We start from the raw sequence: 25,322 nt of genomic DNA, 5'->3' as shown, positions 1-25,322 counted from the left end.
CAGCATCCCTGGCCCCGCTGACGCGGCCAGCGGTATACTCGCGCCACTGTAACCGAACGGAATCCGACATGGCGGACAGCGACAGCAAGAGCAAACCCTGGGGCGGCCGCTTCACCGAATCCACCGACGCCTTCGTCGAGGCCTTCACCGCCTCGGTGGGCTTCGACCGGCGCCTGTACCGCCAGGACATCGCCGGCTCCATCGCCCATGCCCGCATGCTGGCCCGGGTCGGCGTGCTGACGGCGGCGGAATGCGACGAGATCATCGCCGGCCTGGAGGACATCCGCGGCGAGATCGAGGCCGGCGACTTCGACTGGTCGGTCGGGCTCGAGGACGTGCACATGAATATCGAGGCGCGCCTCACCGAGCGTATCGGCGCCACCGGCAAGAAACTGCACACCGGCCGCTCGCGCAACGACCAGGTCGCCACCGACATGCGCCTGTATCTGCGCGAGGAAATCGACCTGATCACGGCCGAGCTTGAACGGCTGCAGGGCGGCCTGATCGATCTGGCCGAGCGCGAGGCCGACACCCTGATGCCGGGATTCACCCACCTGCAGGTGGCCATGCCGGTGACCTTCGGCCACCACATGCTGGCCTGGTTCGAGATGCTGGAGCGCGACCGCCAGCGCCTGGCCGACTGCCGGCGGCGGGTCAACCTGATGCCGCTGGGCGCGGCGGCCATGGCCGGCACCACCTATCCCATCGACCGGCACTATACGGCCGAGCTGCTCGGCTTCGACGCCCCGGCGGAGAACTCGCTGGACGCGGTCAGCGACCGCGACTTCGCCATCGAATTCACCAGTGCGGCGGCGCTGCTGCTGACGCATCTGTCCCGTGCTTCGGAAGAGCTGATCCTGTGGACCTCGGCCCAGTTCGGCTTCATCGACCTGCCCGACCGCTTCTGCACCGGCTCCTCCATCATGCCGCAGAAGAAGAACCCCGACGTTCCCGAACTGGTACGCGGCAAGACCGGCCGCGTCAACGGCCACCTGATCGGCCTGCTGACCCTGATGAAGGGCCAGCCGCTGGCCTACAACAAGGACAACCAGGAAGACAAGGAACCGCTGTTCGACACCGTCGACACGGTCCGGGGCTGCCTGCGGGTGTTCGCCGACATGGTCCCGGCCATCGAACCGAAACGCGAACGGCTGCGCGCGGCAGCGCTGGAGGGCTTCTCCACCGCCACCGATCTGGCCGACTACCTGGTGCGCAGGGGACTGCCGTTCCGCGATGCCCACGAGGTGGTGGGCAAGGCGGTGCGCCTGGGGCTGGAGCAGGGGCGCGACCTGTCCCAGCTCAGCCTGGAGCAGCTGCAGCAGTTCAGCGGAATCATCGAGCAGGATGTGTTCGAGGTGCTGACCCTGGAGGGTTCGATCGCCAGCCGCGATCACATCGGCGGCACCGCGCCGTCCCAGGTGCGGGCCGCCGCACAGCGGGCGCGCCAGCGGCTCAGCCGTTGACCACCTGACCGCCGCCCGGGTTCAGCCGCCGGGCGAATCCATGCAATCCGTCCCCGGTGATGGCGGGCTCGGGCCGGCCGATGTAGTAGCCCTGCACATAATCCACGCCCAGGCGCTGCAGCAGCCGGAAGGCGGCCTCGCTTTCCACGAACTCGGCAATGGTGCGGATGCCCATGCCGCGCGCCACGTCCACCAGCGCCTTGACGAACAGCTGGTCCTCCTGGTTGCTGGCGATGTCGCGGATGAAACTGCCGTCGATCTTGAGCATGTCCACATGCAGGTGCTTCAGATAGGAGAAGGAGGAGAAGCCCACGCCGAAGTCGTCCAGCGCGATGCGGCAGCCCAGCTGGCGGATGCGGCCGAGGAACTCGGCCGCCAGCGACATGTTCTCGCAGGCCGCGGTCTCGGTCAGTTCGAAGGTGATGCGGGCCGGATCCAGTCCGGTCTCGTCCAGACAGTTCTCGATCAGACGCAGCAGTTCGTCTTCGCCCACCGACAACCCGGACAGGTTGATGGAGAACCCGACCTGGCTCAGGGCATCGGGCAGGGTGGCGATGTGATAGATCGCCTTGCGCACGATCTCCTTATCCACTCTCCCGATCAGACCGAACTGCTCGGCGGCCGGGATGAAGGCGCCCGGCGGTATCACCTGGCCGCTGTCATCGCGCATCCGTACCAGGGTCTCGAAGTGGTGCACCTCGCCGTTGAGCACGCTGGCGATGGGCTGGAAATGCAGCTCGAAACGATCCTCCTCCAGGCCCCTGAGCACCCGGTTGCGCGAGGCCAGCAGGCCGCCGATATGCTCGCGCGACATGCTGGCCTCGTCGAAGACCTCGAACCGGTTGCGCCCGGCATCCTTGGCGGCGTACATGGCGCTGTCGGCCTTGGCGATCAGTTCCACCGGATCGGTGCCCTGATCGGGGAAGGCCACCAGGCCGATACTGGCTGAGACATTGATGGGCACACCGGCCTTGGTGCGGACCGGCCGACACTGGGTGATCGCCTCGAGTATCCGCGCGGCCTGCGCGCGCGCAGCGTCAAGCCCCAGATCCGGCAGGGTCAGGGCGAACTCGTCGCCGCTGATGCGGCCGAGGATATCCTCCTCGCGCGACAGCCGCTCCAGCACCCCGGCGACCTGCACGATCATCTCGTCGCCGACGGCATAGCCCGCGGCATCATTGAGCAGCTTGAGATGGTCCAGGTCCACCAGCATCAGCACGCCCTGACGGTCATGTGCCTGGGCCCGGCGGATTTCGTGCGCCAGGTCGACCAGGAAGCGGCGGCGGTTGGTAAGCCCGGTGAGCTGGTCCTGGTTGGACAGGAGCGCGACCCGCTCCTCGTTGATGCGCTGCTTGGAGATATCGCTGGCAGTGCCGCGGAAACCGGCGAAGCGGTCCTGCTCCCGCACCGGTATGCCGCTGATGCGCAGGTCCCGGATGGTGCCGTCGTGCAGGCAGACGCGGAAGCTCAATTCCTTGAACGGGAAGCCACGATCCCGCTGCGGCTGCAGGCGCGCCGTGAGCGCCTCCAGATCGTCCTCGGGGAACACTTCCTGCCAGGTCCGGCCGAGGCACTCCTGGCTGTCCATGCCCAGCGAGGCCTTGAATCCGGGGGACAGATAGGTGATGCGACCCCCGGCGTCGGTCTCCCACAACCAGTCCGAGGAACTGGCAGCGAAATCATGGAAGCGCCGGCGGTTGTGTTCCAGCGCCTCGTTGGACTGGCGCAGGTCGTCGAGCATGCGGTTGAAGGAATCGGCCAGTTCGCCGAGTTCATCCTCCCGCTTCAGCTCCACCCGCCAGGCGAGATCGCCGGCGGCGATCTTGCGGGTCGCCGCGGCCAGCAGGCTCAGCGGCCGGGTCAGGGTGCGTCGACTGATCACCATGCCCAGCACCGCCGCCACCACCAGGATGGCGCCGGAGACCAGCAGGCCCTGCAGGGCAAAGCTGCGATACGGTGCCCAGTAGTTGTCACTGGCATGCGCCAGCAGCAGCCGCGCCACCGGTGTCCGGCCGTCGCCGGCCAGCACCGGGTAGACCTGTCCGAGATAGCCGGTTCCGTCCAGGCTGAACTCGACCCGGCCGGCCTCCAGCGCCTGCAGCTGCGCCAGCCGGCCGGGCAGGGTGCTGCCAACCAGCGCCTGGGCGTCGAACAGCGCCACCTCGGTACGCAGCAGCGGCTGATAACGCTCGATCGCCGCCTGGTCGATCTCCTGCCCGAGCACCATGACCCCGATCACACCGCCGCCCGGGTTGGCCACCGGGATGGCGACCAGGCGCAGGAAGGTCTCGAAGATCATGGCGTTGCCATAGGCTACCCGGGCGCCCCGGGTGACCTGCCGCACCAGGCTCTGGATGGCATCCGAGGCCAGCACCCGCGGCGACACCAGGTGCGGCTTGCTGCCCTCGGCCAGGGTCTGGCCGGGACCGCTCTCCAGGCTCAGCGCCAGCAGATCGATGCCGGGCCGCGGAAAGCTCTCTTCCAGGGTGCTGCGTACCGTCGGCGCATGCGCCGTGAGCAGTGCTGCCAGCAGGCCCGGCTCCTGGCTGATGTTGCGGGCCGTGCTCACCAGCTGGGCAAAGGCCTCGCGCTGGGCCTGCACATAGACCTCGTGGGCATGCTGGATATCGCTGCTGATCTGGCGGTTGACGTGGCCGGTGACCAGCAGATAGCCGGCACTGGTCATGCCGACCAGTACCAGCAGCATCATGCCAACGACGAGGAGACTGTTTTTCTGCCCGATTCGCATCCCTGCCTCATCTTCCCGGCAGCGCCGGATACAGCTGATCGACGGTCACGACCCCGGCCGCGCTGTTGTGCTCCGGCTGCACTCCGCTCTTCACCGGCAGACGCAACTCCAGCGGCGGCGGCGCCGTCATGGCCATGGTGTCCTGTTCCAGGGTCTCGGCGCCGATAGCGGCCACCCGCAGCCGCCAGCGGCCGGCCTCGAGGTCGCGGAACTCGAACCGCTCACCGGCCTCGACAATGGCCAGCCGCGGTGCATCGACCACATCGATGCGGGCATAGCTGCGCCGGTGCAGACGGCAGAACAGGTGTCGGGTACCGGGTTCGCGGAAACTGATGCTCGGCTCGTCCGCCCCACTGCCCGGGTGCAGCCGCACCTCAACCTCACTGTGGCTGCCGGGGACCAGGGCGAACAGCTGATGCTCGACGGCATCGAGACTGGCCAGCCGGATCGGCTCGCCGGGACGCACCTGGAGAAAATCGGGCCGGATCCGGTCGGCATCGACGCGCAGTTCATGGCGCACGTCAACCACAGCCCCGGCGCTCAGGCCGGGGCTGTCCGGCCACAGTGCCAGGCCGATGACCTGGTCCGTGCCGTCCCGGCCGGAGAACAGGCCGCTGTGCTGCAGCATGACCACCCCGCGCACCTCAGCGGCCGACAGCCCGGCCGGCATGACGGCCAGCAGCGCCAGCAACAGCCGACGCCAACGATTCCCTGCGGACACGATCCCTGGTTTCATGTAAATTCGGACTGCACGTGATGGTCTACTTCTGTAGGTAACGGCACCCGGCTGCCCGGCTTAAGCCGGAGACCACGGGGCTGCGGAGCGCAATCCATGACCAAGGCCGACACCGATAGTCTGGACCGGCTCAACCGCCGCCTGGCGGAGTTCGCCCGGGCGCGCGACTGGGAGCCGTTCCACTCGCCCAAGAACCTGTCCATGGCCCTGATCGCCGAGGCGGCCGAACTGGTGGAGCATTTCCAGTGGCTGAGCCAGGCCGAGAGCGCGGCCCTGCCGCCGGACAAGCGCGAGGCCGTGCGTCTGGAACTGGCCGACATCCTCATCTATCTCGTGCGCCTGGGTGAGCGGCTCGACATCGATCTGCTGCAGGCAGCGCATGACAAGATGGATATGAACGAGGCACGTTTCCCGGTGGACAAGGTGCGCGGCCTGGCCCGGCGCGCCAGCGAGTATGACTGACCCGCTCCTCGCTCCTCACTCCTAAAGCAAAACGTCCCTAGGTCGCTAAATCCCAAGACATTCCGGGACACACGGATGTCAAATTTCCGTCATCTGACACGCCCAGGGAGACTTCTTGCCATGTGGGACAGGCTTACCCCCTCGCAGCTCGTCGAGTTGCTCGACACCACCTCCGACGCCCTGCTGGTACTGGATCGCAACGGTCGTCCGGCCGCCGCCAACGCCGCGCTGCTGCGGCTGCTGGACGCCGGTCTTGACGATCTCGACCCGGAGCACCCGCTGCTGGCCGCTGCTGCGGACAGCCTCAGCCACACCGCCCCCGGCGGCGCCCGCCTGCAACTGCAGGTCCGGCGCCTGCCGCTGGCCGATGGCGGCCAGGCGCTCTGGTTCCGGGACTGCACCGAGCAGCAACGCCTGCAGCAGGAACTGTCCGAACAAACGCTCACCGACCCGGTCACCGGCCTGCTCAACCGCCGCGGTCTGAGCGTGGCGCTGGAACCCCAGGTCTCGCGCTGCCGGCGCTACGACAGTCCACTGTCGCTGGTGCTGCTGGAACTGCGCGGCGATGTCGACGACCCGGCCCGGGTCCGGGTCAGCCGCATTCTCAAGGATCAGCTGCGCTGGGCCGACATGATCGGGTGCAACGAGGATCAACGCTTCATTCTGGCCCTGCCGGAGACACGCCAGGCGGATGCCGAACAGCTGATCGCCAAACTGCGCGAGCGGCTGGCGGCAGAGTTCGCCAGTGAGCTTGTCGACACCGGGTTCGGAGTGGCGGAATGGCGCAAGGCGGACAATACCCAGACGCTGCTCAATCGCGCCGCCGCCGCCCTCGCCCCGGCGGCCGCCAGCACCGCCGCCGGTTGATCCTGTCACCCACCTGACCAGGGAGCCGCCACCGGCAGCATGGCCGTCGTCGAGCAGATGAAACCCAGGATCGAGATGGATGGCGTGCAGCTGCGCCATGTCCAGCGGCGGTTCATGGTCATCAACCAGGACCGGCTCAAGCGGGTCTACGCCGGGCTGCGCGACCGCCATCGCCTGTTCCTCGACCTGCTGCCGCTGCTGTTCCACATCAACCACCCCATGCTGCCGGGCTATCTCTCCAGCAAGGCACCGGCCGGCCTGTCGGACTACAAGCCGAACAAACGCACCCTGGACGCCGCGCGCAAGCTGTCCAAGAGCTTCACCTACCAGCAGCGCAGCGTGCGTGAGCACGACGTGCTGGCGCTGTACATGATGGGCTCCTCCGGCACCATCGCCTATTCGCGCAAGAGTGATTTCGACATCTGGGTCTGCATCCGCCACGACATGGACCGGGATGCACGCGAGATGCTGGCGCAGAAGGCGGCCAACATCGAGAGCTGGGCCGCGAGCATGAGCCTGGAGGTGCATTTCTTCCTGATGGACGATGTCGCCTTCCGCGCCGGCGAGATGGACAGCCTGTCGAGCGAGAGCAGCGGCAGCGCCCAGCATCACCTGCTGCTGGACGAGTTCTACCGCACCGGCCTGTTGATCGCCGGACGTTACCCCATCTGGTGGCTGGTACCGCCGCAGTACGAGGTGGTCTACGACGACTACGTCAGCCAGCTGCTGCACAAGCGCTTCGTCAACCCGAAGGAGGTGGTCGATTTCGGCGGCCTGGGCGAGATGCCGGCCGGCGAGTTCTTCGGCGCCACCCTGTGGCAGCTCTACAAGGCGGTCTCCTCGCCCTACAAGTCGGTACTCAAGATCCTGCTGATGGAGGCCTATTCCGACGAGTATCCCCACATCCGCATGCTCAGCCACCGGTTCAAGGAGGCGGTCTACGGCGGCGAGACCAACCTGGACGGTCTCGACCCCTATGTGCAAATGTGCCGGCGGGTGGAGGAATACCTGCTGGAGAACGGCGAACTGGAACGCCTGGAACTGGCCCGGCGCTGCTTCTATTTCAAGATCAACGAGAAGATGAGCCGGCCCGACCGGCGCGGCAACATCAGCTGGCGCCGCGAGGTGATGCGCGAGCTGGTGCAGGAATGGGGCTGGTCGGACGGCCATCTGCAGCTGCTCGATACCCGGCCGCAGTGGAAGATCCAGCAAGTGCTGGAGGAACGCCAGATCCTGGTCGACGCCCTGCGCCAGAGCTACCAGGCGCTGTCGGAATTCGCCCGCGGCCAGGACGACGACCACACCATCGACCCGGCCGAGCTCAATCTGCTGGGGCGGCGCCTGTACGCGGCCTTCGAGCGCAAGGCCGGCAAGGTCGATCTGGTCAATCCCGGGATCTCCGACGATCTGTCCGAGGACCGCCTGTCACTGCATCAGCTGAACCACCCCGGCCAGTCCGGCTGGGTGCTCTACCGCGGCCTGGTGCGCAGCGGCGAGACCGGCGGCCAGCGCCCGCTCAAGCGTGGCCACAGCCTGGTGGAGATCCTGGCCTGGTGCCACTTCAACCACATCACCCAGTCCAGCCTGAGCATGATCAGCCTGCACCCCGAGGACTGTACCGTCAGCAGCTGGGAACAGCGCTCGGTGATGGACTGCCTGGAAGACATCTTTCCGCGCGGCCGCCTGGCCGAGCCCGACCTGGACGCCCTGGCCGAGCCGGCCCGGGTGGCCCGCAACGCCCTGTTCATCAACCTGGGCGTGGACCCCATGGCCAAACTCACCCGCGAAGGGATGCAGCTGGTCAGCAGCCGCACCGATGCGCTGAGCTACGGCGGGCGCTGGGAGAACCTCGCCATCAACTTCGAGCTGATCATCCAGACCAGCTGGCAGGAGATCCTGACCTTCCACTACAGCGGCGACCATGCCCTGCTCGACTGCCTGTGCGACTACCTGGCCTGGACGCCGATCGATGCCGGCGGCCCGCCGCCGATGGGCGTGAACACCTTCAGTTTCTCATCGACCCGTGGCGCGCCCATCGCCAACCGCATTCGCGACGTCTTCGACCAGGTCACCGCCTGGTTCTACCGCGGCGCCGAGCGCGGTAATGCCCGCTATCTGCTGCAGGTCAGCCACGACTACTATCTGCTGCAGCCCGAGAACGGCGTGCCGCGCTACCGCCATTTCAAGACCTACGCCGCCCTGCTGCAGGAACTGGCCGCACCGCAGGAGCGCTTCAGCCCGCTCGGCATCGACCCGTCGACGCTGAGCGACACCCCGCTGCCGGCGCTGTTCCAGGCCAACAAACCGGGGCGGCTGCAGCTGTTCTATCAGGTCGACGGCCCCAATGCCCATGTCTATGTGCTGGACGAGAAGGGCTCGCTGTTCCATCAGGAGGTGGCCTTCCACGATGCCCTGACCCTGCTCACCCAGTTCCAGCGCTTCCTCAACAAGATCCAGGAACGCATGAACTTCCTGGTGCAGGAAGCCGGCAAGGGCGAATTCAACGTGGCGGCCATCGACTATTACCAGATCCACCATCGCCACGGCGCCGAGCCGCGGCTGGAGAAGCAGAACATCAGCCCGTTCAAGCAGTCGCGCAGTTATTTCGGGGTGCAGGTCATCGGGGATGTGATGGACAACAACCGCTCGGTGTTCACCATGTACTGCAACGAGCAGGAGTTCTCCACCCTGGAGTACGGCGAGCGTCTGTTCGAGGAGGTGGCGCGCTACATCCTGAGCAAGCGCGCCAGCGGCCAGAGCTATCCGATCTACATCACCGACATCGACCTGGCCCGCAACCTGCTCGGCGTGGACACCGCGCAGGAACTGCAGACCATCCACTTCCTCAACTACAAGAAGCGCATCGAACAGCGCCTGAACGACGCCCTGGCGAAGCTGTAACCCCTCTGCAAGATGGGTTACGCGTTGCTCCACCCATCCTACCCAAGCATCGCAGGATGGGTGAAGCGCAGCGCAACCCATCATTCACCGAACAAACCCGTTATCGATTCAGAGGCGTAGGATGGGTGGAGCGCAGCGCAACCCATCTTTCGTACCTTATTGGCGATCAAAACTTATGTATATGATATAGCTTGTACTCTGTACCGCGAAGGTAAATGTGTCGTTCGTTGTCGCAGTGTCTCCCAACACACCAAACCCTGTATAGGTTCCGTTTTCCGCTCCGCAGTTGGTTACAGAAAGCTGAGCTGAATACAGATTCTTGCCTGGATCGGCCAGACTCAGATTACCCGCATAGTTGCAGGCATCCGTATCTGACCCCGTGATAACCCCATCAGCACCAATGCTCAACGTGAGCGTGTAGAAACCATCCGTATACATCCATATATCATTACTGTCTGCCAGCGTGACGCTTCTGTCGTACAGATTGTCATAAGCCAGGCTTATACTGCCGGAATGCCCCAGAGAGTTACTGAAGGTACCCGATATACTGGCTTCTGTCCGGACAGTAGCGCTGACCGTACCAGTCGCTATTGGCCCGGCAACTCCGTCCTGATAGGCTGTGATATTCCCGCTGAACTGATCGCCCGATATGGAGTAGGTACCGACATCCATTTCACCGCTGTTCGGATCAAAGAAATACGCTTCCCCATCAAATAAAAGCCCGATGTAGGCGTTTGAGGTATAACCCGTCGTGGTATTTGTGACCGTACCACGCCATATGCCGTTGGCAGATTCGGTAGTCGTTGATGAACTATCGTCGCCACCTCCGCCACCGCCACATGCAGCAACTCCAAGTACCATAAGACCGGATGCCGCCAGGATTTTGATAGTTGCAAAAAGGTTTTCGATGTTGCTTTTGATCATTATTTGGACTCCCTCTGTAGCTGAATATTATTCTTTGCTCCCCTGACAAATCCGGGGCAGCACACGGACCCGCCGACAGAAGACAGATCCTTAACCTTCCCATACAGGCTATCCTGAAATGGGATACCCCATAATGGGATATAGGATTTCCCCATGGCTGGCACATGGGCGAAACAACGAATCATATTACGCAAATTAATGCGCGAGATGCATTGTCGCCACGACCTCACCCAGGCGGAATTGGCAAAATATCTCTACAGGCCGCAAAGTTATGTCAGTAAGATAGAATCCGGTGAACGCAACCTTGATTTTGTCGATGTGTACGAAATCTGCCGTTGTTGCGGCGAGGGGTTTGAGGATTTTGCGGCCAGATTCGTGCAGGCAATCAAGCAGAAGTAACCTGCATATTTTGGTCGATGGGTGGAGCGAAGCGCAACCCATCATTCACCAAACGAACCCGCTATCGTTTCAGCCACGCAGCCGCTCCAGTCCCTGGGATATACCCCTGAAGCACAATAGCGATGAAACGAGGAATAAGGCCAGTCGCTTACACGGCGGCAATGGCCATGCTTGACCGGATTGTAATGGATGTAATCGATGTGATTGCGCAGATCCAGCGGATTGCGTATCGCATGCTCCCAGAACCGTCTCTGCCATACACCCCTCTCACCTTTCTGGCGGCCACTTCTGGAAACGGCGGCGAGCTTTGGCAACCGGCGTGAAAAACGCGCCTTGATCTTGCGCCAGCGCACCGAGAAATCGGCATCACCTACCGGTAGGGTCCAGATGGCGTGAAGGTGATCCGGCAGAATCACGATCGCATCAATATTGAATGGATGCTCCAGACGCGTCTCTCTCACGGCGCGCCGCAGCAATGCGATCTGCTCTGTCAGCAGGCGACTTGAGCGGTCAGCGAGAGTCACGGTGAAGAAATAGGTGCCACCGGCGACATAATGGCGTCGATACTGGGTCATCCTTGACCTCCTGATTTTCGGAATCATCCTATGATGGGTTACGCTGCGCTTCACCCATCCTACGATCCTTCCGATGATTTCCGCGTTGCCTCACCCATCCCATGCTCCCCGTGTAGGATGGGTGAAGCGCAGCGCAACCCATCGCGGACGCATGCCTTTACATCCCCTCTGCGGCCTGCAGCCGATCCAGCATGGCCTGGATATCCTCCGCCCACTGGTCGAACACGGCGGTCAACTCATCATCGCCGTAGAACTCGGCCATCCGCCGCGGATTGGCGGCGATGAGCAGGGTGTCGGTCTCCTCGGCGAAGATGGCGATCTTGAGCGGCAGGTAGGGGATCAGCTCGGGGTGCTCCCGGGTCAGGCGTCGCACCTGTTCCGGCTTGCCGAAGAACACCACCCGGTACTTGTCGGTCTTGTAGCCCATGTTGGTCAGGCCGACGTCGACCCGCTGCACCCTGGACAGGGTATAGCCCTGCTCGCGCACCGCCTCCTGCAGCATCAGCATCGCCTCGGCGAAGGGCACGCGCGAGCGCACCATGAACAGGTCCTGCGCCAGGGCCGGGCGCAGCAGGCCGGCCAGCAGCAGGATCAGCAGCGGCAGTCTCAGGCGTCTCAAAACGTGGCCTCCTCCAGGATCGCGGTATACAGGTCGTGCATCTCGTCGCAGGCCCGGTCCAGCCGTTCGTTGTTGAACAGCACGCTCAGGCGTTTGGGGTTGATGCTCATCACCTGCACCTGGCCCTCCCGCTCGACCACGGTGACCCGGCAGGGCAGGAACAGGCCGACGCGCGGGTCGATGGTCAGGGCGTCATAGAGAAAATTGAAGTTGCAGAAATAGACCATGACCTGCTTGTCGCTGGCCTCGCCTTCCGGAAACAGGCCTTCCTCCAGCTTCTGGCGCCGGATGAGACGGAAATTCCTGCCCACCGCGGCCCGCTCAACCGCCTCGACTGTCTCCTCCAGGCTGTAGGGCGAGTCATAGACCAGTACCGGTTCGATATCTTCCACTCGGGCGGCCGGCTCGGTGTGCTGCTGTTCGAAACTGCGCACATAGGCGACCAGGTCATCGATCTCCTGCTCGCTCAGACCCTGGTCGCGGAAGGAGACCATGGGCGTGCCCTCACGGCCCTGCATCAGGGTGGCCTTGATCATGGCGTCGGAGGCCGCGGCCAGAAAGCCGGGATTGTTCAGCGCCGGGGCGATGATGGGCAGATCGCGCGGGCGCGAGAAGGTCACGCCGGTGCCCTGGCCGCCCTGGCCCTGGTCACCGTGGCACTGGGCGCAGTGCTGCGCGTACAGCTGTTTGCCATGCTGCGCATCGCCGGCGATGCGCGCCTGACTGAACTCGGGTCGCTCGCCCTCATGCCAGCCGCGGATATGCTCGACAATGGCCTCGACCTCGGCCTCGCTCAGGTGATCGAAGGCCGGCATCACCCGACCCGGCCGCCCCAGGCGGATGGTCTGCTTCAGATAGTCATCGGAGACGCCGTCCTGGAACGCCGGCAGCCGCAGGGGCACGCCCACGCCGCCGTCGCCGGCATCACCGTGACAGACCGCGCACATCTGCGCATACAGGCGTGTGCCATTGGGTTCGGCCGCAGCCGGGCCGGCCAGCGTCAGGGCCAGTGCGAGCAGCGACAGTTGCAGCCATTTACCAGTCATCGCGATCACTTGAAGATGAGTTTGTTTCCGGATGCACCCAGTCTACGCGAGCCGGCTGTGCATGCGTTGACGTGCATCAAGGGTGCCGGCTCAGTCCAGCCATGGTGCCAGCCGGGCCGCGAGCCAGGCGCGGATATCGGCGACCTCGTCCAGCGACACGGTATGGGGCACAGGATAGGCATGGAAATCCACCGCGCAACCCAACCCGGTCAGCCGGTCACGGGCGGCCCCGGCCAGGGCGAAGGGCACCACCGGATCGGCCGTGCCGTGCGCCAGGAACACCGGCACGGCCCGGTTGGCCGGCGGCATCTCGCGGCTGAGCGCCTCGGGCAGGGCGAGATAGGTCGACAGGGCCAGTACCCCGCCCAGCGGCGCCGGGTGGGTCAGGCCGGCGTGCAGGGCGATGACGCCGCCCTGGGAGAAGCCCGCCACCAGTACGGCCCCGGAGGGCAGCCCCTGTGCGATCTCCGCGGCCACCAGCCGCTGCAGGTAATCCACCGAGCGCCGGATGCCGTCCGCATCGGGGACGGCATTGATGTCCGGTTCACGGATGTCGTACCAGGCGGGCATCACCGCACCACCGTTGATGGTGACCGGCTGCTCCGGCGCATGCGGCAGCACGAAGCGCACGCCGCGCTCCAGCAGTCCCAGTTCGGGAATCAGCGGCTCGAAGTCATGCCCGCTGGCCCCCAGGCCGTGCAGCCAGATCACGCTGGCGCGCACCCCGGTACCGGCCGGTGGCTCCAGAATCAGCGGAGGTTCGTAGTCGGGCACGCGTTTGTCACCTTGATGGGTACTCGGGCTTGGGGTATGTTGCCGGCTGACACACGCCAGCCGAATCCAATCATGCGTCTCACCTTAACACAGCCGTGCTACCGGCCCGCCCTGCTGCTCGTGCTCGTGCTTGCGGGCCTGCTCGGCGGCTGCGGCCAGAAGGGACCGCTGTACCTGCCCGATGCCGGCACCAGCGAGCAGCAGTAAACCGCCCATGGATGCCTTCGACTATCGCAACGGCAGTCTGTATGCCGAGGACGTGCCGGTCGCCGACATCGTGCACACCCACGGCTCGCCCTGCTACATCTACTCCCGCGCCACGCTGGAGCGTCACTGGCACGCCTTCGACGCCGCCCTGGCCGGCCGGCCGCACCGGGTCTGCTATGCCGTCAAGGCCAATTCCAACCTGGCGCTGCTGAATTGCCTGGCCCGGCTGGGCTCGGGTTTCGACATCGTCTCCGGCGGCGAACTGGCCCGGGTGCTGGCCGCCGGCGGCGACCCGGCGAAGGTGGTCTTCTCCGGCGTGGCCAAGACCGCCGCGGAGATGCGCCAGGCCCTGGAGGCCGGTATCCACTGCTTCAATGTGGAATCGCTGAGCGAGCTCGAGCGCCTGGCCGAGGTGGCCGCCGATGTGGATATCCCGGCGCCGGTCTCGCTGCGGGTCAACCCGGACGTGGACGCCGGCACCCACCCCTACATCTCCACCGGGCTGAAGGAGAACAAGTTCGGCATCGACATCGGCGAGGCCGAGGCCATCTATCGCGACATCGCCGGACACCGGCATCTGCGCGTGATCGGCATCGACTGCCACATCGGTTCCCAACTCACCCGCACCGAGCCCTTCATCGATGCCCTGCGCCGGGTGCTGGCGCTGGTCGACCGGCTGGCGGCGGACGGCATCGTACTCGAGCACCTGGACCTCGGCGGCGGCCTGGGCATCCGCTACCGCGACGAGACCCCGCCGGAGCCGGCCGAGTATGTCGCGCCGCTGCTGGCCGAACTGGGCGACCGCGCGCTGGAGATCCTGATCGAGCCGGGGCGGGCCATCGCGGGCAACGCCGGCATCCTGGTCACCCGGGTCGAGTACCTCAAGCGGACCGAGGCGCACAACTTCGCCATTGTCGATGCCGGCATGAACGATCTGATCCGGCCTTCGCTCTACAGCGCCTGGCAGGAGATCATCCCGGTCCGGCCGCGCCAGGACACCGAATCCCGCTGCTACGACATCGTCGGGCCGGTGTGCGAGACCGGCGACTTCCTGGGCAAGGCGCGTGAACTGGCGCTGACGGCAGGCGACCTGCTGGCGGTGCGCTCGGCCGGGGCCTACGGCTTCACCATGAGCTCCAACTACAACTCGCGACCGCGGCCGCCCGAGATCATGGTCGACGGCGACCGGATCCACCTCATCCGCCCGCGCGAGGCCATCGAGGATCTGTACCGGGGCGAGACACTGCTGCCGGAGGATTGACCTCGCCGCTTCAGTATGGATAAGTGGTAACAACGTCGCGCTGGCGGACAACTCCCGGGACTGCCCGGCCCCTTCACATTCTTCTGTCTGGGGTCATTCGTGCAGCCCGCGGGGTGCCCGCATGAACAAATCAGAAGCAGTGAATGAATAACCCGACACGTCCCAGCCCGGGCACTGCCCAGGCGCTGAATGTCGACCGCAACCGGCAGGCCTTCATCATCGCCCTGTTCTCCACCGTGGGCTCGGCCTACCTGTTCATGTTCGGCTTCAGCGCCCTGACCCGCGGCGATTATATCCTCGGCGGGCTGCTGGTCTGCTCGGCCCTGGCCGGCATCAGCAACTACCTGCTGTTCCGGCAGCTGCACAACTACCGCAGCGCGGCCGGGGTGGTGATTACCATCATGGCCGTCACCTGCCTGTACCTGCTGGTCACCGGCGGCGTGAACGGCACCGGGCCGCTGTGGAGCTATATCGCCATTCCCCTGATCCTGTTCATGTACGGCCCGCGCCTGGGCGGGAGCCTGCTCGGCGCCTATTTCCTGGTCATGGCAACGCTGCTGCTGATCCCGGCCAATCCGCTGCTGCAGACTGAATATGCGTCGGATTTCACCACCCGCTTCCTCGCCTCCTTCCTGGCGGTGAGCATCATGTCCTACGTGCATGAGTATTCCCGCTTCAAGGCCAATCTCGCCATGCAGTCGCTGCGCCAGGCAATGGAACGGGAGGCCCGCACCGATACCCTGACCGGCCTGCCCAACCGCCGCGCCATGTACGAACAGCTGCAGCAGGAACTGGCCCGCGCCCGCCGCATGCGTCACCCCTGGTGCCTGCTGCTGTGTGACCTGGATGATTTCAAGCAGATCAACGACAGCCACGGCCACCAGGTCGGCGATGCGGTACTCAAGGAGACCGGCCGCATCCTCAGACACTGCCTGCGCGCCAGCGACTTCTCCGCCCGCTGGGGAGGCGAGGAATTCCTGGTGCTGCTGCCCGAGACCGACCTGCACGAGGCCGAGGCGGTCGCCGAAAAAATCCGCGAGCAGATCAGCCATATCCGCATCGACGGCGTGGAGCGCAGCTTCACCATCAGCATCGGGGTGTATCAGGCCGACAGCCGCGGCGGTCTCGACGACCAGCTGCGCCAGGCCGACCGCCGGTTGTATGCAGCCAAGCGCAGCGGCAAGAACCGGGTGGTCAGCACCGAACCGGCATGAGGCCAATGCGGATCGCCGCGCAAGCACAGGGAAACAAAAAACAATACAATGTCTTGTGGGCGCTGCATTATGGCCCTTGGATGCACAGCCGACTATTAGCCCGTCATCCCGGCGCAGGCCGGGATGACGGCAGATTTGTGAGTTATTGCGCAACTCCGGACGATTGACTGCATGAACCTGCGTTTCACCAAGATGCACGGCCTGGGCAACGACTTCGTCGTCATCGATGCGGTCAACCAGCGCGTGGCCCTGAATCCCGACCAGGTGCGCCACCTGGCCGACCGCCATCGCGGCATCGGCTGCGACCAGCTGCTGCTGGTCGAACCCGCGACCGACCCTGCGGCCGACTTCCGCTACCGCATCTACAATGCCGATGGCGGCGAGGTCGAGCAGTGCGGCAATGGCGCGCGCTGCTTCATGCGCTTCGTGCATGACCAGGGCCTGACTGCCAAACGCGCGCTGACCGTGCAGACCCTGGCGGGACCGATCGCACTGCGCCTGGAGGACGACGGCCAGGTCACGGTGGACATGGGTCCGCCGCGGCTGGAGCCGGCCGCCATTCCCTTTCAGGCGCCGGCGCGCGCGCCTGTGTACAGCCTCGAGGTCGAGGGGCAGGAATACACGATCGGCGCCCTGTCCATGGGCAACCCGCACGCCGTGCTCACGGTCGAGGACATCGACCGGGCGCCGGTGGCAACCCTGGGGCCGCGCATCGAGCATCACCCGCGATTTCCCAACCGGGTCAATGTGGGCTTCATGCAGATTGACGCACCGGACCATATTCACCTGCGGGTATTCGAACGCGGTGTGGGCGAGACCCGCGCCTGCGGCACCGGCGCCTGTGCCGCCGCAGTGGCCGGAAGGCTGCAGGGCCGGCTCGACGCGCGTGTGCGCGTCAGCCTGCCCGGCGGCGATCTTGTGATAAGCTGGTCGGGCGAGGATGCATCCGTTTTCATGACCGGACCGGCGGTCAGCGTGTTTGAGGGGACACTCCAGCTATGAACACACAGAACAATCTGGACACCCGCAGCGAGGCAGCCAGCGAGATCGACGCCGGGCAGGTCGCCGATTATCTGCGCCGGCACCCGGACTTCTTCGAGCAGCAGCCGCAGCTGCTGACCCAACTCGAACTCTCACATCCAAGCGGGGCGGCCGTGTCCCTGATCGAGCGCCAGGTGGAGAGCCTGCGGGAGCAGAACCGCCAGTACAAGCATAAGCTGATGGAACTGGTGCAGATCGGCCGCGACAACGACGCCCTGCACCAGAACCTGCACCGGCTGACGGTCGCCCTGATGCAGGCCCACGGCCTGGAGGCCGCACTGCAGACCCTGTTCGATCACCTCTATGGCGAATTCAACGCCGATGCCGTGGCCCTGGCGATTCAGGGGCTGCCGCGCGCGGTCGCCAGCGAACAGGTACGCCTGATCCATGCCGGCGAGCCCGCGCTGTGCCAGTTCGAACGCGTCCTGCAGCAGGGCCAGTGCCTGTGCGGCCACCTGCGTCCGGAACAACTCGATTACCTGTTCGGCGACCGCGTCACCCGGGTGCAGTCGGCCGCGCTGCTGCCGCTCGGCGGCACCCCCGCCGTCGGCATGCTTGCGATCGGCAACGAGGACGCGAACTATTACCACCCGGGCATGGACACCCATTTCCTGCGCAACCTGAGCGACCTGATCGGCTGCGCCCTTGCCCCCTACCTCGAGGCCCCGGAACCGGCGTGAGCGCCGAACCGGCATGGGCGGACGTCGAGGCCTACCTGCAGCACCTGGCCCATGAACGCCGCCTCTCTGGGCACACCCTCAGCAACTACCGACGCGACCTCCGTGCCCTGGTCGATTATCTCCGGGAACAGGATGGCCTCGACTGGGACCGGCTCAGCGCCCATGAACTGCGCGCCTTCGCCGCGCGCGAGCATCGCCGCGGCCTGGGCGGGCGCAGCATCCAGCGTCGCCTGTCCGCCGCCCGCGGCCTGTTCGAGTTCCTGATCCGCCAGGGCCGGCTCACGCACAACCCGGCCCGGGACATCCGCGCCCCCAGGAGCCCGCGCCGGCTGCCGGCCGTGCTGGACGTGGACCGCATGAGCCAGCTGCTGCAGCCCGCCGGCGAGGATCCGCTGGAGCGCCGCGACCAGGCCATGCTGGAACTGATCTACTCCTCCGGCCTGCGCCTGGCCGAGCTGGTCGGACTGGACTGCAACGATCTCGATCTGCGCGATGCCCTGGTCAGCGTCACCGGCAAGGGCAATCGCAGCCGGGTGCTGCCGGTCGGACGCCAGGCCCGTACGGCACTGGCGCGCTGGCTGGAGGTCCGCACCGAACTGGCCGCGCCGGACGAACCGGCCCTGTTCGTCAGCCGCCGCGGCAGCCGGCTCACGCCGCGCAGCGTCCAGCAGCGGCTGGACCGCCGCGCCCGCGCCCGCGGCCTGCCGGGGCGCGTGCATCCGCACATGCTGCGCCATGCCTTCGCCAGCCACCTGCTCGAATCCAGCGGCGACCTGCGCGCGGTGCAGGAACTGCTTGGGCATGCCGACATCAGCACCACCCAGATCTATACCCATCTGGACTTCCAGCACCTGGCCGAGGTCTACGACCAGGCCCATCCGCGGGCGCGCAAGCGGAAAGGAGTAAGGAGCGAGGAGTAACGTAGGATGGGTGGAACGCAGCGCAACCCATCATTCCCTGTGCCAGGCGATGGGTTACGGCGCGTGGCGCCTCCACCCATCCTACGCTCTTACAACTGGGGCGGGTTCCGACCGAATTGATTTGCCCGCCGCGAAGCGGCCGGGCAATTCAACCCCACATCCTCTGCGCCTCCGAGCCTCTGCGTTCCCGGCTCCCGGCCTGACCCGGAGCCACCCTTTCAGGTACAATCCCCAGTCCCTCGCAACAGGAGAGCGCGTCAGTGGAACAATTCGACGGCACCACGATCCTGTCGGTGCGCCGCGGCAACCAGGTGGTAATCGGCGGCGACGGCCAGGTCACGCTCGGCAACACCGTGCTCAAGGGCAATGCGCGCAAGGTGCGCACCCTGTATCAGGGCAAGGTGATCGCCGGCTTCGCCGGCGGCACCGCTGACGCCTTTACCCTGTTCGAGCGCTTCGAGGCCAAGCTGGAGAAGCACCGCGGCAATCTCACCCGCGCCGCCGTCGAGCTGGCCAAGGACTGGCGCACCGACCGCGCCCTGCGCCGGCTGGAGGCGCTGCTGGCGGTGGCGGACAGGACCGCCTCGCTGATCATCACTGGCAACGGCGACGTGGTCGAACCCGAGGAAGGCCTGATCGCCATCGGCTCCGGCGGCCCCTTCGCCCAGGCCGCGGCCCGCGCCCTGCTGGAGAACACCGAACTGGAGGCGCGTGAGATCGTCGAACGCGGCCTGCACATCGCCGCCGACATCTGCATCTACACCAACCGCAACCTCACCATCGAAACCCTGACGGACGAAGGCTGACCCATGTCGGAAATGACGCCGCGCGAAATCGTCCAGGAACTGGACAAGCATATCATCGGTCAGCAGTCGGCCAAGCGCGCCGTGGCCATCGCCCTGCGCAACCGCTGGCGCCGCATGCAGGTCGACGAGACCCTGCGCAACGAGATCACGCCCAAGAACATCCTGATGATCGGCCCCACCGGCGTGGGCAAGACCGAGATCGCGCGCCGACTGGCGCGGCTGGCCAATGCGCCCTTCATCAAGATCGAGGCCACCAAGTTCACCGAGGTCGGCTATGTCGGACGCGATGTCGAATCCATCATCCGCGACCTGGTCGACATCGCCATCAAGATGACCCGTGAGCAGGAGATGAAAAAGGTCGGCCACCGCGCCGAGGACGCCGCCGAGGAGCGCATCCTGGACGCCCTGCTGCCGTCGCCGCGGCCGACCGGCGGCGGCTTCTTCGCCCAGCCGCAGGAGGAACCGCAGAAACCGGCGGACTCCGACACGCGGCAGAAGCTGCGCAAGAAGCTACGCGAGGGCGAGCTGGACGAGCGCGAGATCGAGATCGAGGTGAGCGCCACACCCATGGGGGTGGAGATCATGGCCCCGCCCGGCATGGAGGAGATGACCAGCCAGCTGCAGAGCATGTTCCAGAACATGTCCGGCGGCCGCACCAGGAGCCGCAAGCTCAGGATCAGGGACGCCTGGAAGCTGCTGCGCGACGAGGAGGCGGCCAAGATGGTCAACGACGAGGACGTCAAAACCCGGGCCATCACGCTGGTCGAGCAGAACGGCATCGTGTTCCTGGACGAGATCGACAAGGTCACCCAGCGCTCGGAGGGCGCCAGCGGCAGCGCCGACGTCTCCCGCGAGGGCGTGCAGCGCGACCTGCTGCCGCTGGTTGAGGGCAGCACGGTCTCCACCAAGCACGGCATGGTCAGGACCGACCACATCCTGTTCATCGCCTCCGGTGCCTTCCATCTGGCCAAGCCCTCGGACCTGATCCCGGAGCTGCAGGGCCGGCTGCCCATCCGGGTGGAGTTGGATGCCCTGGCGGTGGAGGAGTTCGTGCGCATCCTGACCGAGCCGGACGCCTCGCTGACCGAACAGTACACCGCCCTGCTGGCCACCGAGGGGGTGACGCTGGCGTTCACCCCGGAGGGGATCGAGCAGATCGCCCGCTTCGCCTGGGAGGTCAACGAGCGCACCGAGAACATCGGCGCCCGGCGCCTGCACACGGTGATGGAGCGGCTGCTGGAGGAGATCTCCTTCGAGGCCGCCGACCGCAGCGGCGAGACCATCAGCGTCGATGCCGCCCTGGTCGACAAGCACCTGGCGGATCTGGCGGGCGACGACGACCTGAGCCGGTATATCCTCTGATCATACCTTAGCGACTCAAGCGCAAAGGGGTAGTCGATTTGAATGGCACTTAATTAGCCGTCATTGCGAGCGCAGCGTGGCAATCTCGTACCGCAGAATCAACCGGTTGGGGATTGCCGCGTCACTTCGTTCCTCGCAATGACGAGCATGATTCGGCTCAAGTAAGGCAGCATTTGGATTGGATTCAAAAATCCCTGCACTTTTTTGCCCTTGCGGCCTTTGCGTGACTCGCTGCCGACGCCCACAAGTTGCAGGGGATTTTGCCCGCCAACACGGCTTTGGCTAAGGTGGCACCAGCGAACCAACCCGATTTTTCCGAGGAAGACAGACATGAGCGCGCACCCCACCGAGATCAACATGCACCAGAAGTCCCGCACCCTGGAGATCAGCTTCGACACCGGCGAGACCTTCAACCTGCCGGCGGAATACCTGCGGGTGCATTCGCCCTCGGCCGAGGTCCAGGGCCACGGCCCGGGGCAGGGCGTGCTGCAGGTCGGCAAGGAAGACGTCAACATCGAGAACATCACGCCGGTAGGCAGCTACGGCGTGCAGCTGCATTTCGACGACAACCACAACACCGGCATCTATTCCTGGGACACCCTGTACGACCTGGGCAGGAACTATGACACCTACTGGCAGGATTACCTGAAGCGGCTGGACGAAGCCGGCCACAAGCGCCGCGACCCCAGCCAAATCATCTGAGATTGCTGTTGACTGAGATTCATTTCAACGCAGAGACGCGGAGACGCAAAGAAAAACAAAAGTTGCGTAGGTCGGGTTAGCGCAGCGTAACCCGACAAGGACGGATGGCCACGGGGCGTCGGATTACGCCCTTCGGGCTAATCCGACCTACCTGTTGCATTGAATCTACGCCTGCCTGCAGCAACCGCCCTCACAGACACCCCAGCATCCGCTCGACCAGCTCGGCATGCTCGCCGCGGGCCGACCAGGCCGCATAGGCGTGCAACTCGAACACCGGCGCATCCTCCAACCGGTACAGCCGGCCGGCATCCAGGTCGCGGCGCACCAGCGCCAGGGGCAGATAGGCCCCACCCCCGCAGGCCTGAATCAGACCGAGCGCTACCCGCCCGGAATTGCTGCGCGCCGCGCCCGGCGGCCGATGCGGGAACTGGCGGTCATGCTGGCTGCTGAAGGCCGTACCCCAGTTGACGAACACATAGTCACGCGCCAGCGCCTCCTCGGGCGCCTGCCCCGGCCGGGTCGAGACCAGTACCAGTTCCATGCGCTCGACCTCACGCAGCACCAGACCGGCATGCTGCGGCGGGCTGTAGAGGAACCCCAGATGCACGTCGCCCTGAATCAGTTTCTCCGCCACCCGTGCAGCAGTGCTGACCTCAACCCAGGGGGCGATGCCCGGGAGTTCGCGATACACACGGTTGAGCCAATCCTGCAGGAAGATATCCCAGAAACTGGCCACGCCCGCCACCACGATCTGGGTCCGTTCGTCCTCGCCGGCGGCGCGCTGGGCCCGCTCCCAGGCCTGAACGATGCCCTGGGCATGGCGCAGCAGGCGTTCCCCGGCCGGGGTCAGGGTGACCTGCTGGCTGCTGCGCCGGAACACGGGGCGACCGATCTCGCCCTCGAGTTGGCGGATGCGGGCGCTGACCGCCGAGGGCGTGACCGACAGGTTCTCCGCCGCCTGGCTGAAGGAGTGCATGCGGTGGACCTCGAGAAAGGTCCGCAGGAGTTCGGTTTCCATGCTGTCTGCGGCTGCCGGAAGGACAAAAGATTATATAAAAACAATATTATACAATAATTTTTCATAAATCATCGACTATATATCGTTTTTATTATTCTCCATGGTTCCCTAAACTTGCGCGCCCTGTCCCGTTCATCGGGACATCGAATCCATTCATGGGAGCTCACTCGATGACTCGATTCAGCCTGACCGGCGGCTCGGCCCGGGCCCTGGCCGTGACCCTGTTGCTCGGGGCCGTCAGCGCCGGCCTGTATTTCCTGCTGTTCCTGTACTCGGACCGGCTGGTCGAACTGGCCGCCGCCACCCGCCAGGGCGAGAAGCTCTACGCCCTGATCCCCATCGTCATCGCCCTGGTCTTTTCCTTCGTCCACGGCGCCTTCACCGGGCGGTTCTGGGAGCTGCTGGGCCTGCGGGCCAAGAAATAATCACGAGGAGACGGCATGGACACCCTGCAGTTCATCGATATCAACGCCACCACCGCCCTGATCCTGTTCCTGGTGGGTTTTGTCGGCGGCATGGTCAGCGGCTTCATCGGCTCCGGCGGCGCCTTCGTGCTCACTCCGGCCATGATGAGCTTGGGCGTGCCGGGCGTGATCGCCGTGGCCAGCAACATGGCCCACAAGTTCCCCAAATCCCTGGTCGGTGCGATCAAGCGCAACCGCTACGGCCAGGTCGACATCAAGCTCGGCCTGGTGATGGGGGTGTTCGCCGAGGCCGGGGTCTTCTTCGGCAAGGGACTGATGGTGGACATCCGCGACGCCCTGGGCGGCGCCGGCACCAATCTGTACGTCTCGGCCGTGTTCGTGGTGGTGCTGGGCATCGTCGGCGGTTTCGTTCTGCGCGACGCCATTCGCGAAAAACGCGGCGAGGCAACCCAGGGCGAGCCCAAACAACTCAACAAGGTCGCCCGCTGGGTGCGCACCCTGAACATCCCCGGCACCATGATCCATTTCAAGAGCATCAATGCGCGCATCTCCTTCATCGTGATCGCGCCGCTGGGTTTCGCCACCGGCATGCTGGCCTCGACCATCGCCGTGGGCGGCTTCATCGGCGTACCGGCCATGATCTATATCCTGGGCCTGCCGGCGCTGATGGCCAGCGCCACCGAGCTGGTGATCGCCTTCGTCATGGGCATGGGCGGCAGCCTGTTCTACGCCCTGGACGGCTTCGTCGACATCCGACTGGCCATGATCATCCTGGCCGGCTCGCTGTTCGGCATCCAGATCGGCGCCATCGGCACCACCTACGTCAAGGACCATGTGGTCAAGTTCGTCATGGCCACCATCATGCTGCTGGTGCTGGTCAGCCGTTTCTTCTATATCCCCGGTTACCTGGGCGAACTGGGCTTCACCGCCGAGCTGGCCCCGGACACCCGCTCGGTGCTGGACGGCATCGGCCAGGGCATTCTCGCCTTCGCCCTGTTGTTCGGCGCGGTGATGATCCTCAAGGCGCTGATGCAGGGTATCCGGGAACATCGCCTGGCCACCGAGGCCGCCGCGGCCGCGGCACCGGCCACTCCGGCGGTGGCCCCGGCCGCCGCCGAGGCCGGTCAGCTCTCGCCGCTGGGCCGCTTCGAGCGTTTCCTGGTCGCCAGCGACGGCTCCGAATTCAGCGCCGCGGCCGTGCGCGAGGCGCTCGGCATGGCCGCCAAGTGCGGCGCCGAGGTGCATGTGATGTCGCTGCTGGCCACCGGCGCCGAGCATGAGGCCCTGGGCGAATCCATCCTCAAGCAGGAACTGGAGATGGTGCAGTCAAACCTGGACCGGATCAGGACCGAGGCCGAGGCCGCCGGCATCAAGTGCCAGACCCACGCCATCCATGGCCGTGCCGTGGACGAGGAGATCGTCGCCCTGGCCGACCAGGTGCAGGCGGATCTGATCATCATGGGTCGGCGCGGTCGGCGCGGCCTGGCCCGCCTGATGCTGGGTCACGCCACCGCCCAGGTCATCGGCAGCGCGCACTGCAGCGTGCTGGTGGTGCCGCGCGCCGCCCACATCGAGGGGCGCCACCTGGTGCTGGCTACCGACGGCTCGCGCTATGCCGATGCCGCGGCAGTGACCGCCGCCCGCCTGGCCCAGTTCTGCGACGCCAGGGTCAGCGTGGTCTCGGTGACCACCCCCAGCCACGGCCCCGAGCGCCGGACCGAGGCCCAGCAGGCCGTGGACCGGGTGGTCGAACACATGCGCAACGAAGGCACCGAGGTGGAAGGTCTGGTCCAGGAAGGGGTTCCTTCCGAGGTCATCACCGGCCTGGCCCGTGAACGCAATGCCGATCTGATCGTCACCGGCAGCCATGGACGCAGCGGGCTGGAGCGCGTGCTCATCGGCAGCGTCTCCGAGCGCATCCTCAACGAAACCCCCTGCGCCGTGCTGGTGGTCAAGACCGGCTGACACCCCTCCCAAGCTGAATGGCGCCCAACACAGGGCGAATATCAACCTGGCCGTCATTCCCGCGCAGGCGGGAATCCAGTGCCCGGGAGAGCCGATAGACGCTGGATCCCCGCCTGCGCGGGGATGACTACAGCTACACAATTCCCGGCGACGCGCTCTACGCTGGATCCCCGCCTGCGCGGGGATGACGCGTCTCGAGGTCTGCA

General features: G+C 65.5%; 25 protein-coding genes. 16 read left to right on the top strand and 9 right to left on the bottom strand.

Annotation, left to right across the window (positions count from 1 at the left end; all coding sequences use genetic code 11):
* Positions 1–68 precede the first annotated feature (68 nt).
* On the top strand, positions 69–1,463 hold the full coding sequence (argH, locus tag CFK21_RS01545) for an argininosuccinate lyase (protein ID WP_096364065.1): 1,395 nt from the start codon (positions 69–71) through the stop codon (positions 1,461–1,463).
* Here argH and CFK21_RS01540 read toward each other — a convergent pair.
* The gene (locus CFK21_RS01540) at positions 1,453–4,173 is read right to left on the bottom strand and encodes an EAL domain-containing protein (protein ID WP_172844228.1); all 2,721 of its coding nucleotides are present in this window, start codon (positions 4,171–4,173) and stop codon (positions 1,453–1,455) included. The genes argH and CFK21_RS01540 overlap by 11 nt on opposite strands.
* A gap of 46 nt (positions 4,174–4,219) precedes the next feature.
* Positions 4,220–4,948: a cupredoxin domain-containing protein gene (locus tag CFK21_RS01535; RefSeq protein WP_157745235.1), complete on the bottom strand. Its 729-nt coding sequence runs from the start codon at positions 4,946–4,948 to the stop codon at positions 4,220–4,222.
* Between the two features lie 96 nt (positions 4,949–5,044).
* On the opposite strand from CFK21_RS01535, the gene CFK21_RS01530 reads away from it, so the two are divergent.
* The 3 genes from CFK21_RS01530 (at position 5,045) to CFK21_RS01520 (ending at position 9,178) form a co-directional block, all read left to right on the top strand.
* Entirely contained in the window at positions 5,045–5,410 is a 366-nt protein-coding gene (locus CFK21_RS01530; protein ID WP_096364059.1) for a nucleotide pyrophosphohydrolase, read from the top strand.
* A 120-nt stretch (positions 5,411–5,530) separates the two neighbouring features.
* On the top strand, positions 5,531–6,277 hold the full coding sequence (locus CFK21_RS01525; RefSeq protein ID WP_096364057.1) for a GGDEF domain-containing protein: 747 nt from the start codon (positions 5,531–5,533) through the stop codon (positions 6,275–6,277).
* A gap of 39 nt (positions 6,278–6,316) precedes the next feature.
* Positions 6,317–9,178 carry a class I adenylate cyclase gene (locus CFK21_RS01520; RefSeq protein WP_096364055.1) on the top strand — a complete coding sequence of 954 codons (2,862 nt, stop codon included), beginning with the start codon at positions 6,317–6,319 and terminating at the stop codon, positions 9,176–9,178.
* Between the two features lie 156 nt (positions 9,179–9,334).
* Here CFK21_RS01520 and CFK21_RS15450 read toward each other — a convergent pair whose 3' ends face one another.
* Positions 9,335–10,102: a hypothetical protein gene (locus CFK21_RS15450; RefSeq protein WP_231971545.1), complete on the bottom strand. Its 768-nt coding sequence runs from the start codon at positions 10,100–10,102 to the stop codon at positions 9,335–9,337.
* 153 nt (positions 10,103–10,255) lie between these two features.
* Here CFK21_RS15450 and CFK21_RS01515 point away from each other — a divergent pair, with 153 nt between their 5' ends.
* Positions 10,256–10,501 (top strand): helix-turn-helix transcriptional regulator, encoded by a 246-nt coding sequence (locus tag CFK21_RS01515; protein ID WP_096364053.1) that lies wholly within the window; start codon positions 10,256–10,258, stop codon positions 10,499–10,501.
* A gap of 41 nt (positions 10,502–10,542) precedes the next feature.
* Here CFK21_RS01515 and CFK21_RS01510 read toward each other — a convergent pair whose 3' ends face one another.
* The 4 genes from CFK21_RS01510 to CFK21_RS01495 all read right to left on the bottom strand — a co-directional run bounded on the left by CFK21_RS01510 (position 10,543) and on the right by CFK21_RS01495 (position 13,515).
* Entirely contained in the window at positions 10,543–11,076 is a 534-nt protein-coding gene (locus tag CFK21_RS01510; RefSeq protein ID WP_096364051.1) for an REP-associated tyrosine transposase, read from the bottom strand.
* Between the two features lie 157 nt (positions 11,077–11,233).
* A complete protein-coding gene (locus CFK21_RS01505) occupies positions 11,234–11,695 on the bottom strand; it encodes a DUF302 domain-containing protein (RefSeq protein ID WP_096364049.1) in 462 nt (153 codons plus the stop codon).
* Positions 11,692–12,741 (bottom strand): c-type cytochrome, encoded by a 1,050-nt coding sequence (locus tag CFK21_RS01500; RefSeq protein ID WP_096364047.1) that lies wholly within the window; start codon positions 12,739–12,741, stop codon positions 11,692–11,694. The genes CFK21_RS01505 and CFK21_RS01500 overlap by 4 nt, the downstream gene beginning before the upstream one ends.
* A gap of 90 nt (positions 12,742–12,831) precedes the next feature.
* The gene (locus CFK21_RS01495; protein WP_231971544.1) at positions 12,832–13,515 is read right to left on the bottom strand and encodes an alpha/beta hydrolase; all 684 of its coding nucleotides are present in this window, start codon (positions 13,513–13,515) and stop codon (positions 12,832–12,834) included.
* A gap of 72 nt (positions 13,516–13,587) precedes the next feature.
* On the opposite strand from CFK21_RS01495, the gene lptM reads away from it, so the two are divergent.
* From lptM to hslU, 8 genes are all read left to right on the top strand, one after another.
* The gene (gene lptM / locus CFK21_RS15065) at positions 13,588–13,722 is read left to right on the top strand and encodes an LPS translocon maturation chaperone LptM (protein ID WP_157745233.1); all 135 of its coding nucleotides are present in this window, start codon (positions 13,588–13,590) and stop codon (positions 13,720–13,722) included.
* Positions 13,723–13,729: 7 nt separating this feature from the next.
* Complete coding sequence (gene lysA / locus CFK21_RS01490; RefSeq protein WP_096364045.1) at positions 13,730–14,983, top strand: diaminopimelate decarboxylase; 1,254 nt, start codon at positions 13,730–13,732, stop codon at positions 14,981–14,983.
* A gap of 143 nt (positions 14,984–15,126) precedes the next feature.
* Positions 15,127–16,197, top strand: a complete 1,071-nt coding sequence (locus CFK21_RS01485) for a GGDEF domain-containing protein (RefSeq protein ID WP_096364043.1) — start codon at positions 15,127–15,129, stop codon at positions 16,195–16,197.
* 171 nt (positions 16,198–16,368) lie between these two features.
* A complete protein-coding gene (gene dapF / locus CFK21_RS01480) occupies positions 16,369–17,199 on the top strand; it encodes a diaminopimelate epimerase (protein WP_096364041.1) in 831 nt (276 codons plus the stop codon).
* Entirely contained in the window at positions 17,196–17,918 is a 723-nt protein-coding gene (locus CFK21_RS01475) for a DUF484 family protein (RefSeq protein WP_096364039.1), read from the top strand. Before dapF ends, CFK21_RS01475 begins: the two co-directional genes overlap by 4 nt.
* The gene (gene xerC, locus CFK21_RS01470) at positions 17,915–18,838 is read left to right on the top strand and encodes a tyrosine recombinase XerC (RefSeq protein ID WP_096364037.1); all 924 of its coding nucleotides are present in this window, start codon (positions 17,915–17,917) and stop codon (positions 18,836–18,838) included. The genes CFK21_RS01475 and xerC overlap by 4 nt, the downstream gene beginning before the upstream one ends.
* Positions 18,839–19,098: 260 nt before the next feature.
* A complete protein-coding gene (gene hslV / locus CFK21_RS01465) occupies positions 19,099–19,644 on the top strand; it encodes an ATP-dependent protease subunit HslV (protein ID WP_096364035.1) in 546 nt (181 codons plus the stop codon).
* Positions 19,645–19,647: 3 nt separating this feature from the next.
* The gene (gene hslU, locus CFK21_RS01460; protein WP_096364033.1) at positions 19,648–21,006 is read left to right on the top strand and encodes an ATP-dependent protease ATPase subunit HslU; all 1,359 of its coding nucleotides are present in this window, start codon (positions 19,648–19,650) and stop codon (positions 21,004–21,006) included.
* A 98-nt stretch (positions 21,007–21,104) separates the two neighbouring features.
* Here hslU and CFK21_RS15060 read toward each other — a convergent pair whose 3' ends face one another.
* On the bottom strand, positions 21,105–21,338 hold the full coding sequence (locus CFK21_RS15060; RefSeq protein ID WP_157745231.1) for a hypothetical protein: 234 nt from the start codon (positions 21,336–21,338) through the stop codon (positions 21,105–21,107).
* On the opposite strand from CFK21_RS15060, the gene CFK21_RS01455 reads away from it, so the two are divergent.
* Positions 21,337–21,708 (top strand): gamma-butyrobetaine hydroxylase-like domain-containing protein, encoded by a 372-nt coding sequence (locus tag CFK21_RS01455; protein WP_096364031.1) that lies wholly within the window; start codon positions 21,337–21,339, stop codon positions 21,706–21,708. The genes CFK21_RS15060 and CFK21_RS01455 overlap by 2 nt on opposite strands.
* A 190-nt stretch (positions 21,709–21,898) precedes the next feature.
* Here CFK21_RS01455 and CFK21_RS01450 read toward each other — a convergent pair whose 3' ends face one another.
* Positions 21,899–22,726, bottom strand: coding sequence for a LysR family transcriptional regulator (locus tag CFK21_RS01450; RefSeq protein ID WP_096364029.1), 828 nt, complete (start codon positions 22,724–22,726; stop codon positions 21,899–21,901).
* Positions 22,727–22,896: 170 nt separating this feature from the next.
* Between CFK21_RS01450 and CFK21_RS01445 the strand changes: the two genes are divergently transcribed.
* Both CFK21_RS01445 and CFK21_RS01440 read left to right on the top strand, forming a co-directional pair.
* On the top strand, positions 22,897–23,151 hold the full coding sequence (locus CFK21_RS01445) for a hypothetical protein (protein ID WP_096364027.1): 255 nt from the start codon (positions 22,897–22,899) through the stop codon (positions 23,149–23,151).
* A gap of 15 nt (positions 23,152–23,166) precedes the next feature.
* Positions 23,167–25,116 carry a TSUP family transporter gene (locus tag CFK21_RS01440; protein WP_096364025.1) on the top strand — a complete coding sequence of 650 codons (1,950 nt, stop codon included), beginning with the start codon at positions 23,167–23,169 and terminating at the stop codon, positions 25,114–25,116.
* Positions 25,117–25,322: the final 206 nt, after the last annotated feature.

The sequence above is a fragment of the Thiohalobacter thiocyanaticus genome, from assembly GCF_002356355.1.
Taxonomy (GTDB): Bacteria; Pseudomonadota; Gammaproteobacteria; order Thiohalobacterales; family Thiohalobacteraceae; genus Thiohalobacter; species Thiohalobacter thiocyanaticus_A.
The sequence above is the reverse complement of the archived record's forward strand: the minus strand, read 5'-3'. Positions and strand labels throughout refer to the sequence as shown.